Annotated in this window: 12 protein-coding genes and 1 pseudogene; 1 reads left to right on the forward strand and 12 read right to left on the reverse strand. The window is 65.5% G+C overall.

Features of this window, described 5'->3' with window-relative positions; all coding sequences use genetic code 11:
- Positions 1-42: 42 nt before the first annotated feature.
- Positions 43-1263, reverse strand: a complete 1221-nt coding sequence (locus tag ACTJK8_RS26525; RefSeq protein WP_440762770.1) for an IS256 family transposase — start codon at positions 1261-1263, stop codon at positions 43-45.
- Positions 1264-1320: 57 nt separating this feature from the next.
- Here ACTJK8_RS26525 and ACTJK8_RS26530 point away from each other — a divergent pair.
- Positions 1321-2292 (forward strand): annotated as a pseudogene (locus ACTJK8_RS26530) (IS3 family transposase); the annotation flags it as partial.
- Between the two features lie 121 nt (positions 2293-2413).
- Here the strand turns inward: ACTJK8_RS26530 and ACTJK8_RS26535 are convergent.
- The 11 genes from ACTJK8_RS26535 to ACTJK8_RS26585 all read right to left on the reverse strand — a co-directional run bounded on the left by ACTJK8_RS26535 (position 2414) and on the right by ACTJK8_RS26585 (position 12783).
- Positions 2414-3691: a hypothetical protein gene (locus ACTJK8_RS26535; RefSeq protein ID WP_440762771.1), complete on the reverse strand. Its 1278-nt coding sequence runs from the start codon at positions 3689-3691 to the stop codon at positions 2414-2416.
- A gap of 8 nt (positions 3692-3699) precedes the next feature.
- The gene (locus tag ACTJK8_RS26540) at positions 3700-5952 is read right to left on the reverse strand and encodes a DotA/TraY family protein (RefSeq protein WP_440762772.1); all 2253 of its coding nucleotides are present in this window, start codon (positions 5950-5952) and stop codon (positions 3700-3702) included.
- 9 nt (positions 5953-5961) lie between these two features.
- Positions 5962-6948, reverse strand: coding sequence for a hypothetical protein (locus tag ACTJK8_RS26545; RefSeq protein ID WP_440762773.1), 987 nt, complete (start codon positions 6946-6948; stop codon positions 5962-5964).
- Positions 6948-7868: a hypothetical protein gene (locus tag ACTJK8_RS26550; protein ID WP_440762774.1), complete on the reverse strand. Its 921-nt coding sequence runs from the start codon at positions 7866-7868 to the stop codon at positions 6948-6950. Before ACTJK8_RS26550 ends, ACTJK8_RS26545 begins: the two co-directional genes overlap by 1 nt.
- An 83-nt stretch (positions 7869-7951) precedes the next feature.
- On the reverse strand, positions 7952-8710 hold the full coding sequence (locus ACTJK8_RS26555) for a hypothetical protein (protein ID WP_440762775.1): 759 nt from the start codon (positions 8708-8710) through the stop codon (positions 7952-7954).
- Positions 8707-9690: a peptidoglycan DD-metalloendopeptidase family protein gene (locus tag ACTJK8_RS26560; protein ID WP_440762776.1), complete on the reverse strand. Its 984-nt coding sequence runs from the start codon at positions 9688-9690 to the stop codon at positions 8707-8709. The genes ACTJK8_RS26555 and ACTJK8_RS26560 overlap by 4 nt, the downstream gene beginning before the upstream one ends.
- Entirely contained in the window at positions 9687-10091 is a 405-nt protein-coding gene (locus ACTJK8_RS26565) for a hypothetical protein (RefSeq protein WP_440762777.1), read from the reverse strand. The genes ACTJK8_RS26560 and ACTJK8_RS26565 overlap by 4 nt, the downstream gene beginning before the upstream one ends.
- Positions 10088-10759, reverse strand: coding sequence for a hypothetical protein (locus ACTJK8_RS26570; RefSeq protein ID WP_440762778.1), 672 nt, complete (start codon positions 10757-10759; stop codon positions 10088-10090). Before ACTJK8_RS26570 ends, ACTJK8_RS26565 begins: the two co-directional genes overlap by 4 nt.
- Positions 10744-10986, reverse strand: a complete 243-nt coding sequence (locus ACTJK8_RS26575; RefSeq protein WP_024827541.1) for a hypothetical protein — start codon at positions 10984-10986, stop codon at positions 10744-10746. Before ACTJK8_RS26575 ends, ACTJK8_RS26570 begins: the two co-directional genes overlap by 16 nt.
- On the reverse strand, positions 10983-11621 hold the full coding sequence (locus ACTJK8_RS26580) for a YcbK family protein (protein ID WP_440762779.1): 639 nt from the start codon (positions 11619-11621) through the stop codon (positions 10983-10985). Before ACTJK8_RS26580 ends, ACTJK8_RS26575 begins: the two co-directional genes overlap by 4 nt.
- Positions 11602-12783 (reverse strand): type IV pilus twitching motility protein PilT, encoded by a 1182-nt coding sequence (locus tag ACTJK8_RS26585; RefSeq protein ID WP_440762780.1) that lies wholly within the window; start codon positions 12781-12783, stop codon positions 11602-11604. The genes ACTJK8_RS26580 and ACTJK8_RS26585 overlap by 20 nt, the downstream gene beginning before the upstream one ends.
- Position 12784: the final 1 nt, after the last annotated feature.

The following is a 12784-nucleotide window of genomic DNA, read 5'->3' on the forward strand; positions in this document are numbered from 1 at the left end:
CGGGACTGTCAGGAATTCCGTGTGCGGGCGGCGGGTTGAACATCAGGCCGCCATGGCCCGGGTGAAGCGCTCGCCGAAGATGACGGCGAACTGCGCCTTGGCCATGACCCACTCACGCGGCCCCATCTTCCACGCCTTCTCGGAGCGGTTCAAGACCAGGTAGAGCAGCTTCAGCGCCGCCTCGTCGGTCGGGAAGTGCCCGCGGGCGCGCACAGCCCGGCGCAGCGTGGCGTTCAGGGTCTCGATGGCGTTGGTCGTGTACAGGATCCGGCGAACCTCGCCGGGGAAGGCGTAGAACGGGACCACCTCGCCCCAGGCCCGTCGCCAGCTCTGGGCGATAGCCGGATAGCGCCGACCCCATTCGCTCGTCTCGAAGGCCGCCAACGCCGCCTCGCCAGCCGCGGCATCGAGCGCGCGGTAGATGTCCTTCAGCGCACCCGCCACGAGCTTGCGGTCCTTGTAGGACACGAAGTCGAGGCTATGGCGTAGCAGGTGGACGATGCAGGTTTGGACCAGCGCCTCGGGGAACACCGCCCGGATCGCGTCGGGGAAGCCCTTCAGGCCATCGACCACGGCCAGCAGCACGTCCTCGACGCCGCGGTTCCTGAGCTCGTTCATGACCCGTAGCCAGAACTTGGCGCCCTCGTTCTGCTCCAGCCAGAGGCCGAGGATCTCCTTGGCGCCGTCGGCGCGCACGCCCAGCGCGATGTGGACGGCCTTGTTGCGGACGACGCCCTCGTCACGCACCTTGATCCGCAAGGCGTCGAAGAACACGATCGGGTAGACCGGCTCGAGCGGCCGGGCCTGCCAGGCGGCGACCTCCTCCAGCACCGCGTCGGTCACCGCGCTGATCAGGTCGGGTGAGACCTCGATGCCGTAGAGCTCGCGCAGGTGCGCGGCGATCTCCCGGGTGCTCATGCCACGGGCGTACATCGACACGATCTTGTCGTCGAAGCCGGGAAAGCGGCGCTGATACCGGGCGATCAGCTGCGGATCGAACGTCGCCTGCCGGTCGCGCGGGATCGAAAGCTCGATCCGGCCGGTCTCGGTGGTGACCGTCTTGCGGCCATAGCCGTTGCGCGTGTTGCCGGCGTCCTCGCCTGCCAGATGGTGGTCCATCTCGGCGTTGAGCGCCCGCTCGGCCAGGGCCTTCTTCAGCTCGTCCAGCAGGCCATCGGCCTCGAAGGCCGTCTTCGGATCGGCCCCGGCCAGGAGCTGGTCCAGGATTGCGTCAGGGATGCGGGGTGCTTTGCGTCGTGCCATCGGGAACCTCCTTCGGATCCACTATGGCCGCCCGCACACGAAATTCCTGACAGTCCCCCGGCCCCCGAGAAGCTGGAGATTATCCGGCTGGTCGAGCAATCCCACCTGCCGGTGCGTGCCACCCTGGACAAGCTCGCCATCACGCGCTCGACGTTTTACCGCTGGTACGACGCTTACCAGCGCGGCGGCCCCGAGGCGTTGAGCGACCATCCCTCGCGGCCGAGCCGGGTCTGGAACCGCCTGCCTGCAGAGATCCGCGAGCAGATCGTTGCGTTCGCCCTGGAGCAGCCTGAACTCAGCCCGCGTGAGCTGGCAGTGCGCTTCACCGACGAGCGGGGCTACTTCGTCTCGGAAGCGACCGTCTACCGGTTGCTCAAGGCTCAGGACCTAATCACCAGCCCGGCCTATATCGTCATCAAAGCCGCTGACGAGTTCCGCGATAAGACTACCGCGCCCAACCAGCTTTGGCAGACGGACTTCACCTACCTGAAGGTCGTTGGCTGGGGCTGGTACTCCCTGTCGACGGTCCTGGACGACTTCTCGCGCTACATCGTCGCCTGGAAGCTGTGCACGACGATGCAGGCCAGCGACGTTACCGCCACGCTCGATCTGGCGCTGGGTGCGGCTGGGCTCGATCAGGCGCGGGGGATGCAGCGGCCACGCCTGCTCTCCGACAACGGACCGAGCTACGTCGCCAGCGACCTGGCTGACTGGCTCGGCAGCCGGGGCATCATCCACATCCGCGGTGCGCCATGCCATCCGCAAACGCAGGGCAAGATCGAGCGTTGGCACCAGACGCTCAAGAACCGCATCCTGCTCGAACACGCCTACTTACCTAGCGAACTCGAATCGCGGGTGGGGGCCTTCGTCGAACATTACAATCCCTGCCGGGCTCATGAGAGCCTCGGTAACCTCACGCCCGCCGACGTCTACTTCGGACGCGGCGAAGGGATCCTGGCCGAGCGGAAACGCATCAAGCGTCAGACCCTCATGGATCGCCGCTTGCGCCACCAGGCGCAGGCTGCCTAACCTCTCACCCCAGATGGGCCAGAGCCTCCGTTCCTGAGCGCCTCAAGTCGTCCCAAATCATTTGACGACGGACAGGTGCCGGAACTCTGCCATCACAGGCCTGGGTAATTACTATAGGTATTCAATCGAATTCGTAAACCTGAAGTCCGAGTTCCTGTCGTGTTCGATCCAGGGAAGCGCTTAGATTAACCGATCTATCCGCATCACTCGCGGACCGATAGATACTAACGCCCTGAGTCTCAAATATCTGGGCGAACCTTTGCACAGTGATGTTTTCGTAAAAAGCAAGAACCAAGTCGCTGCCCGCGTGCTTGGCTGCGTCGATCAACCGGGAAGGTGGCAGCGAGGCCGATAGGACCGAGCCGGCAATGTACAGAATTTCATTGGATAACGATTCGGGAGCGAAGGTCGCGAGCGCTTCGATGCAGTCTGTGGCCACGAGCGTTGTCGTCCATGAGGACGAAGGCCGGATGCAGGTGATCCGACGGGCCGCCATGGCGGCGGACAGGCTCAGACCCCGCGATATCGACAGACCTGATGCGGCCGCCAGTTCCCGGGCATAAGGCCGAAGCTCATCACACGCCCGCGCTTGTTGGTCCTCCGTTATCTCGTCCAGAGGTCGCGAAAGGGCTGTGAGGACGGACGTGTCGGCCGACCGAGCATCGGCCGAACTGAGATCGATGCCGCCGAGGCGCAAGGCTCCTGAAGCGAGATCCTTCAGGAGCGCGGGATCGAGCAGGGTGGGGAACAAGGTCAGCGGCTCGTAAGACAGGCGGGGACCGAGCCAAGCCAGGAGGGGCAGCAGCACTCGCGCCAGAGCGTGTGCAGACGGCGTCAGGCCTTGGCCGGCGAGCGCGGCCATGATGGCAGATTCGGTCAGGCGTAGCGGCGCCGTACCTGCATCGTGAAGATCGACCGTGGCCATCTCTGCGTCACGGCCGAACGGGCGTGCGATCTCAACGAGGCGGGGGAACAAGCACGGCGCATGGTGAGCCTGGACCACGATGGCGCCCATCTGGTGTAGGCAGGCGCCGTGGATGAGGCGCGCGGTCATCTCCGCGTGCCAGTCGGGATCCTCGGCGATGTAAACGCTGCCCCGAGCCAGGTCCTCACGCAGCAGCCAGACCTGCTGACCGTCGGGGACGGTGGTGCCGAGCGGCCAGGTCGCCGCTCCGCGCCGACGCAGGGTCGCGTCGCGATAGCCCCGGCGGCCGAGGTGCAGTGGCACGCGTGCCGGTGCCTGCCAGAGACGGTTGCCGTAGAGGAAGTGCCGAAGGTAGCACGCTCCGGCGTAGAGGAAGACTGTCTCCGGCACGAAGGGGGCACCGCTCGCAGCCAGGGCCATAGCCGTGCAGAGCGCGAAGTGTTCGGCGACCGATGACGGCTGATCCGTCCGCATGGCCGCGCTCAAGATCCGGCCAACGGTGGGGTCCTGTCCCGCAACTGCCTGCGGCGAGTCCACCATTGGCTGGCTCTTTTCCCGCTGTTCCCGCCATCCCTTGCGGCCTGCTGAAAGCCTCGTGACACATGGCCGTCATTCAGGCCGGCCGGGAGCGCGGACGCGGCTGCTTGGCCGGCGGCGCGCCGCTCGATCGTGTGGCTGAGCCAGCCGAGCACCTGCTCGGGCAACGCGCTGATCTGGCCGGCCGCGAGGAGGATGATCGTGAACAGGACCAGAACATAGGTGACGATGCCGCCGACCCCGAGCAGCACCGAGGAGATCGTGCCATCCGGCGACATCATGGAGAGCGCACCGCGGAAGAAGATGTTGGCGATGTCGAACCCGACGCGCATCATCAGCAACGACAACAGGAGACCGACGATGATGAGCGGTGGCCGCAGCAGAATGCCGAGCAGGAAGAAGTAACCCTGGCTGCTGTCGCCGACGAGCCCTGTGCCGCGGGCAGGCATGAACTTGGTCAGCAGCCAGACCGGAACGGCGACCATCGCCTCGGCGATGACCAGAAACCAGTTGATCGCCGCAAGGATGAAGTGAACAACGAGCATGAAAGGCGTCAGGCCCGAGAGCACGAAGGCCGCCGCGAACAACGCCCCCGAAACCATCCACATGAACGTGCTGGCGGCGCCGCTGGCACCCGTGACATCCCACCGGCTGAGGACCCCAGTCCCGCCGGCGAGGCCCGCCGCGCCCATGCTGAAGTAGCTGATGGTGTTCCCGATCTGCTGGGCTTCGAGGATCGGGTCCTTCCAGGCCGTCGTGTCCGCCGTGCTGTCGCCCGCGATGATCCTGATCAGGTTCGCGTAGATATAGCTGACGGTGCGGGCGATCAGGCCGTTGCCATCGGCCTCCTTGGAGGCGCTGTCGGAGGCGACGGTAGACGGATTGCCGGTACTCTGGGCCGCGAACAGACCACTGAGGCTGTTCACATAGCCGATATCGCGCTCGGCCTTCTGAGATAGGATCGTATACGCGTTGGCGTCCCGGCCGAAATAGGGGATGTAGGAGGTCGGATCCGCAGGCTTGACGACGTGGCAGGTTGCCGTGATCGGCACCGACAGCAGCTTGGCGTAGACGGCGGTCATGGAGCGCTGCCACATCACGGCGGACAACCAGCCGTTCTGTCTCGCGTCGTCGAGGTACCGGCCGACGATGCCCTGCAGCTGGGAGGATTGCAGCAGGCTTTGCGTCGCCGTGGTCTCGGCCTCGTTCAGGGCTTGGACGATGGCGCGCTTGGTCGCGACGTCGTCGCGCACACCCTTGGAGATCTGATCGGCGATGGCCGCCGATCGGGCGAGGATCACGCCCATCGCGCGCTCTATGGATTGCTGACCGTACTGTTCGGCGAGCGTCGTCAAAGCCTTGCTCAAAGCAGCATCGTCACCGTTTGCGTTGGCGGGAATGAAGGTGCCGAAGTCGAACGACACGGCGCCGCACAGATTGTCGGAATTACGGAAATATCCGGATGGATCCGTAAACGTGTAGATGATCGCCTTTCCGAAGCTGTTCAAGCCTTCGGCCGTCGCGAATTCCTGCCTGCTCTCCGACAGCTGGACGGATTTGCCGCCGGAAACGTTTCGGGCGTAATCCTCCAGTGCGGCCTTGCAGACCTGACCGTAGAGCCGGCCTTCGAGGGCTCGGGCGAGGTTGGCGCGCAGGACGAAGTCGCCGATCATCCGCTCGGAGGGTGGAAGGCTGCCGTACATGCCGTTGAGCTGCGTCGCGGCGACGCGCTGCCAGAGCGTGTCGCCGGCGCCTGAGCCCCAGACGGCGACCTGCACGACCAGGAGCTGGATCAGCGACAGGCCAGACTTGATCGGCAGCGCGAAGATCGCGCCGGCCATGACCCGCAGCAACGTCCACTTCGTGTCGGTCTGCCGACCGAACGGCTCGCCGTCGTTGGCGGTGTCGGCCACCAGGGAATAGAGCAGGTAGCAGGCCAGGATCGTCGCGACGATCAGGCAGGCGACGTTGAAGTAGCCGAGCGCGATCGTGAGCGGCCGGTCGTCCGTGCAGGCCGCGGATTTCCAGACCCCGTCGACCACGCACCCGAGCAGCTTGCGCAGGTGCGTCAGGGCGAGATCGTTGTCGACGGGCGTGAAGATCTCGCGCGAGGTCGCGGGATTGGCCTGCTGAGCCTGTGCGGCGGCTGCGAGCGCGAGGAAGACGCCGGGGGCGGCGAGTAGCGGGATCCGGCGCATCCGGATGCCTCAGAGACCGCCGCCGGCCTGTGCCGCCAGCATGGTGCCGAGGACAGCCGTCGTGCGCGCCTGCTGCTCGACCAGCGCCTGCCGCAGGGTGAGGGTGATGGAGCGGAGGCGGCCGAGTTCGATCAAGAGTCCGTGCTCGGACTGACCGGCCAGGCCAGCCGACCATGTCTCGAAGGCGGGACCGCCGCCGTACTGGGCGATCAACGCGTCGAGCTGCTTGAGCGGCGATTGCGCCGCCATCCCGAAGCCGTGCCCTGCGCCCAGGGCGGCAGCACGGACGGCGCTCAGCGACACGAGGGCGGGTGAGCGGAGAGCCTCGACACGGCGGGCCCGCAGCATCATCAGGTCGGCTTCCGAGCCCGGCATCTGGGAGGTGGGCTTGGGCATCGGCAGGCCGGCCATCGCTTCGATGACGGACGCGCGATCCTGGTCGTTGGCCGCGGGGTCGAGCAGGACCGCGGCGTTCATCCTGTCCGCGTGGTCGAGTCGGTCACGCGTCGCCTCGGGCAGCGGCGTCACCTTGCCGGGGCTGACGTCGAGGTTCCGGTACAGGCCGCGACCGTTGAACGTGATGTTGGCGAGCGCCTCGTTCGTGTCCTGGAGGAGGCTGACGGAGCCGCACGCGTTGACCCCTTGGCCAGTCTCGATGCCATACTGCTCCTTGGCCTCGACCATGGCCTCGCCCTGGAACACGCCGGCGAGGGTGCCGGCGACGGCTTGGTGAGTGCCGCTGGCGACGTTGGTCTCCCGCTCGCCGTTGGTGGCGATCTGCGACACGTTCACCTTGATCGCGGACAGCACCATCTCGGCGGTCAGGGCGCGTGCGGCGGAGACGGCGGTGCCGAGCGCCGTGACCTGCCCGTTGAGCGCAGCGGTAGCGCTGACATGCCCCTCGATCCAGATCGGATCGGCGACGGGGCAGATCTGAGCCTGCGCCGGCACCGAGAGGGCGGCCAGGGCGGCGGCGAAGAGGAATGGGCGCGTCATCACGGGTAGCTCGCTCGGCGGAGTGTGGCCCCGGCCACGTCGGGGGCCTGGCTGGAGATCCGGGCGTTGACCATCGCCAGGAGCAGCGAAGCCGCGGTCGCTTCGGTGCGGAAGCCGTTCCTGAGCTGGATGGCGATCTGCGCGAGGTTGGCCGCCTCCATGCGCACGGCGTCCTGCAGCAGGCCGCGCGTGTGCTGCCCGGCGACGCCCGCAGCCCAGCTCGCGCCGCCGTCGCTGCCCTGCCAATGCTGGGACAGGTCGCGGGCCCGGGCGATGGGTCCGGTCTCCGCGTAGTCGGCGGCGATCCCGGCCAGTACCGTGGCCGTGAGCGAGCGGTACGTGTCGCGGCCGGTCTTCTCCAGCTTGGCGAGACTTGCTTCAGCCGTTTTGGGATCGCCTAGAGGCTTAGGCTCGGGCTCGGGATCGGGCGGGCCGATGACGGCGTCGATGAACCGGGTCGCGGCCGTCGCGTCACCGGAATACAGGGAGGCCCCGTCCGGCGCTTCGTTCGCCTTCAGGTCGGCCGACCACCGGGCGGGATCGGCATACTTCCCGGGCTGGGCCAGGACGGCGCCGGCGATGCGCTGGCTCTCCATTCGAGCGGCCTGGATGGCCTGATAGAGGTTCTGAGCCTTGCCGGCGGCATCGCAGGGGCGGTAGCCGATCGACTGGTAGCGATGCGTGGCCTCCGCGATGGCCTGACGCTGGCGCTGCGCGGCTATGGTGGAGGCGAGGGCCTGTCCGGCCCCATGCATGCCGTTCGAGAGCTGGTCGCTTCCCACCGCCGACTGAGCGGTGAGGACCCGGATCGCCGACACGAGCCGGGCACGCTCGAGTGTCTCCTGACCGATGAGGGCGGCCTGCGTTCCGGCGATCGTGCCGCCAACGGCGGAGACCAACGTCGCGGTCTGGGTGTTCACGCGCGCCTCGACGCCCTGACAACTCTGGGCGAGCGCTAATCCAGGGATCGCGGTCAGGACTAGTGCGGCACCAAGGGCAGCTCTCATGGCGTGGAACCTTCCTGCTGACGGTCGCCGCCCATGCCGCTGCCGATCACGCCGACGAGGATTGCGCGGGCACCGGTCAGGACGGCGCCCTGACGACGGGCGACGATGAGGTCGAGGTCCTGTTCGGCGGTCTGCGGGTTCGATCGCACGGTGGGCAGCGGTGCGATCACGTCGAGGTAGTCGGCGGCGGTCGCGATTTCCTCGGGGCCGTAGTTGCGGTTGAACAGCCATGGGCCGGCATCGGAGTCGCCGGCTCCGAACCCTCCGCCCACGGACTTCCTGCACCAGCCTGCCTCCTGCTCGTCCGCCGTGCAGTAGAGTTCGCGCCGCTGCTGAAGGCTGATGCCCATGCGCTCGGCACCGTCACCACCGGTGGTGAGCCAGGTCCGATCCGACTTGCGGAACGCATCACGGACCTTACGCGCGGATGCGTAGGCATCGCGCTCGTCGGCGATGCCGAGAGCAACCGTACAGGCAGCGTATCCGGCGCCGGTGTTGTAGCCGTAGGTGTGCTGCGCGCGGGCGAGCCGCAGGGCGTTGTCCTGGCTCGTGATCGCGGACGCCGCGCCCTGGGCGGCCATGGCATAGCCGTTGGCCGATTGCTGCGATCGGGTGCCGGTTTGGGCGTCGTCGACGCGCAGGGCGGACAAGAGCCGTTCGAGCGAGATCGGCCAAGCCTGGGCTCGGGCCGCAACGGGTTGAACGCAGAGCGCGATTGCAATGACGAGAAGGGACGGCGGGCGCTGCCAGGTCATGGCCGCGCACCGTCCGGAGAGCGCGAGCCGGCGGTCGGCCGAGCGTCGAGCGCATAGAGCGCGACGAGCTGCGCCAGCGCGGCGTTCATGCGCTCCTGATACTCGACGGCGGCGACGTTGGCCGTCAGTTCCGTGGCGTTCTGCTTGGCCAGCTCGATGTAGAGGCTGCGGTTGTCCTGGTTGGCCACCTTGACGGCGTAATCGGGCGAACCGGTCTGGATCGATGCCGCGCCCCCAATGGCGCTCTCCTGGGATTGCGTGGTCGCCTCGGACGGGGTCTCGCTGGCGGTGGGGCTGGCCGGGCCGTCTGTGGTCGGGCTGCAGGTCCTCGGGAGCGACATCGATCGCTGGCCGCCCTCCATGTCCGGATAGGGATTGGAGATCGGGATCTGGTGGGCGAGGAACGGCTCGGGGTTGACGTAGTACCAAGCGGTGGGCAGCGCTTCCTTGATCGCGTCCGCGGTCATGGGCGCGGTACTCTTCGGGGCATATTCTTTCCAGACACGGCCGGTCTGTCCGGCGGCTGCGATGACACTGCCCTTCAAGATGACGTAGAGGTGAAGGTGCGGCGCGCAAACCTTCATCCCCTTGCAACCCATGGTTCCGACTTGTTCACCAGCTGAAATCTCGGCACTCTGGCCGTTCTTCAGCCTAGTTGTCTCCATATGCAGATATTCGAAGCGCGTATCACCCGAAGTAACGTCAGCGATTACTCCACCGCCTCTAAAATTCCGAAAAAGCACTTTACCCGATGATCCAGAAAAGATCTTTTTTCCAAATCGATCGTTGTTTATTATATCAATACCTTGATGATAGCCTGGAGACGCTCCTTTGTGCCCTGTCCGATTGACGCCATAAGGTGACGTTATATGTTCGCCGGCCGGGTTCATGACGTCGACGCTCAGGCACGTGCCGGCATATGCGGGCTGAACTGGCGCGGTCAGGAGGACCAGAGCGATCTTGGGGATCGACGCCTTCAATTTTTTCCTCCGGAGCTGCACCGACCCATTGACGAATTGTTGTATACAATTTGATCGTTGGATTTGATCTTCAGAGAAAAGCCGTTATCTTCTTCATCTGGACCTTCACGCATTCCTTCTGGAACTGACGCATCCCATTTACATTTATAGTCACCATAGATGATGCCCCTTTTTGACGTAATACGAGTTATTTGACAATAACCAGATCCTCCGTCAAGATGTTGAATGACTTGTGTCGGCTCTATCGTCAGAACTAACCGAGTGCATGAAGGCTTGCCTTCGAATAAATCATCCCAAACACCGATGATATTTGCAGGCAAGCGCTGCTTGTCGTCAGCCACAGCTGTCCCAGCAAGTAAGGTAATGGCTATAACGGTCGCGGCGCGTTCAAACTTCTTCATTGATAGATCCCCCTGTATGGCGATGCCGCAGGTTCGGACGCACCGGCGGGCGCAGAAGGCTGCAAGGTCGGTTGCGTCGTTTGAGCGGGTTGAGGAACGGGTTGCTGGAGCTGCGGCGCATTCGTGAGGTCCAGGGCCGAACCTGTCGAGTTGTTCGGCTCGAACTTGTATCTCCCCAGATCTGGTATGTTCGGCATCATGACCGGAGAGACAGACCCGTTCAATGCGCCAAACAGATCACGCGTGATCGAGCTTTGAAAGCTCGCCATTTTCTGATTGATGCTGTCAATAACCTTCTCAAATTGTTTGTCCAAAATTCTACACACTTGGTTCTTCGCGGCATCGATTGCCTGCTGGATGAGGTTCTGTGCTTGGGAGGTCAGGAACCCGGACAGGTCCGGGATGAGGCTGGACAGGTCGAACCGCTTGAGCAGGTTCACGGCTACACACGAGTCGGATCCGTTGAAGAACTCGCTCGGGTTCACCTTGGCGGCGTCGATCAGCGTGATCTGACGCTGCACGGCGGCGTCGGCCGCCTGCTTGATGAGGCAGTCCGACTGCGGCTGCTGGGCTCGCGCTTCCCCGGAGAGCGCCAAGCCTGCCAACAGGATGGCGGCGAGCGCGGAGTTGGACCGGGAGCGACGCGCGACCTTCAGAACGATGGCCATTTTCCACCCTCTATGAATTTCGTGTGCCAGTATTTCACCATCTGCTGGGGCGTCAGTTTCTTCCTGGCGCAGTAGAACAGGAATACGGCATAGATGCCGAGCGCCATGAACGTGTAGCGCGACAGGCCCGTGAAGATCAGGAGCGGGAAGAAGATCGCGATGCTTCCGTGCATGCCGCCACAACGCAGCGGTTCAGCGGTCCAGCGCCACGGCAGCATCCGGTTCATGACGCGCTCCCCGGCGGGGGCAGAGCGCTGCCGGGGGTTGGGATTTCGCCCATGCCCGGCTCGGCCATCGAGCGCGGCCCCCCCGCCCAGGCTCTGACGCGGCCGACATCCAGGTGGCAGAAGCTCGGGTAGATGCCGACACCGCCTCGGGCGAACAGCGCGCCGGCCATGGCGACGGCCGCCGGGCTGTATCCAGCCGCCTTCACGTCGATCGCCCGGCCGGCGAGGTGCAACGATCCTCGGGCGGCCCCCTCGATGCCGGCATTGTGCCGACGCGTGCGGTAGCCCGAGGTCACCACGAGCGGCAGCGGCGCGCCGTGGACAGCGCTCATCGCGGCTTGGATCGATGCCAGCAGATCGAAGAGCTGCGGCTCGATCCACACGGCGGCATCGCCGTCATCCACGTCCCGCAGCAGCCACGACAGCATGACGAGGTCGCGGTGATTGTACCCGGCGGCCGTTCGGACGATCGCGCTCGCCTCCTCCCCGGTCCGCTCTCGCCGCAGCCACAGCCGGCCGATGGGTGCCATGGGAGGCGTACCGGCGAGCGCGCGGGCATAGGCCGGATCCGGACCGGCGAAGCGGAGCGCCGAGAGGCTGGCCAGCGCGAGGAGGCTACGCCGCGAGACGGTCATCGCGATAGCCGTAGTTTTCGAGGACGCGGTTGGCGGTCGCGGTGTCGATGGTACCGTCCTGGAGGGCGGCGAACACCGTCGCCTTCATCGACTGCCCCTCGTCGCCGCGTTGGATGATGGTGCGAAGCGTGTCGATCGAATGCTCCATGCCCGCGCGGCTCACCTCCCGCCGGATCGGGTCGGTGAGCACCTGCCATTCCCGCAGGCAGACGCGGCCTCCACCGACGCGCGGGACCAGGAGCTGTGAGACGACCATGTGAGTCGTCGCCAGCACATCGTGGAACGCCTGGATCTGCAGGTCGGCGGGGAACTTCAGGGTGAGCCTGCGGACGATGCTCGCCGCGTCGTTGGCATGTGCGGTGGTGTAGATCGGGTGCCCGGTGTTGGCGGCCTCGGCGCAGGCCAGGATCGTCTCCTTGTCGCGCAGCTCGCCCACCAGGATCAGGGACGGCTTGCGGCGGAGGCTGTTGCGCACGCCTGCGTCGAAGCTCGGCAGGTGCAGGCCGATCTCGTGCTGCATGATGAAGCAGCTGCCCGATGGCACGCCCTCGAAGACAAACTCGATCGGCGCCTCGTAGGTCAGGATATTGCCCTTGATCGGGGTGGGCTCTTCGAGCACGCGGCGCATCAGGGCGGCGAGCGTCGTGGTCTTCCCGGAGCCCGTGGCACCGGCGATGATCACCGCGCCTTGAGCGGGGGTCGACTCCGAAACGATGTCGGCTTCGACCTTCAGGGCCTCGACGGTCGGCGGCTCGATCGGGATGTGGCGGCAGACGATCTGCACGCCGATGTCGCCCTCGTAATAGCCGGAGGTGACGTTGATGCGGAAGCGGTGCTTGAGCGGTTCCCCATGCCGGTCACGTCGTTCGGGATCCTCAATCGAAACTGCCCGGTCGAAGTCCTGGCTGCTGTAGAGCTTCGACATCAGGGAGTCGGTGGAGGTCAGGTCGATGGCGATGCGCGCCAGGGTGGCCGGCTGGAGCCAGACGCGGGTGAGCGCGAATGGGGCATCGTCGATAAGGGCGAGGACCGGGCGGCCGGTCTGGAAGATGACGTCGGAGGCGCCGAGACCGATCGCGTGGATGAAGATACGCGTGACGTCTTCACGCGTATGGATCTGGAAGTCGGCTTCGAGATAGCGCGTGGCGCCGGTCCAACGCATC

It is taken from the genome of Methylobacterium sp. 22177 (assembly GCF_052045615.1).
GTDB classification, from domain to species: domain Bacteria; phylum Pseudomonadota; class Alphaproteobacteria; order Rhizobiales; family Beijerinckiaceae; genus Methylobacterium; species Methylobacterium radiotolerans.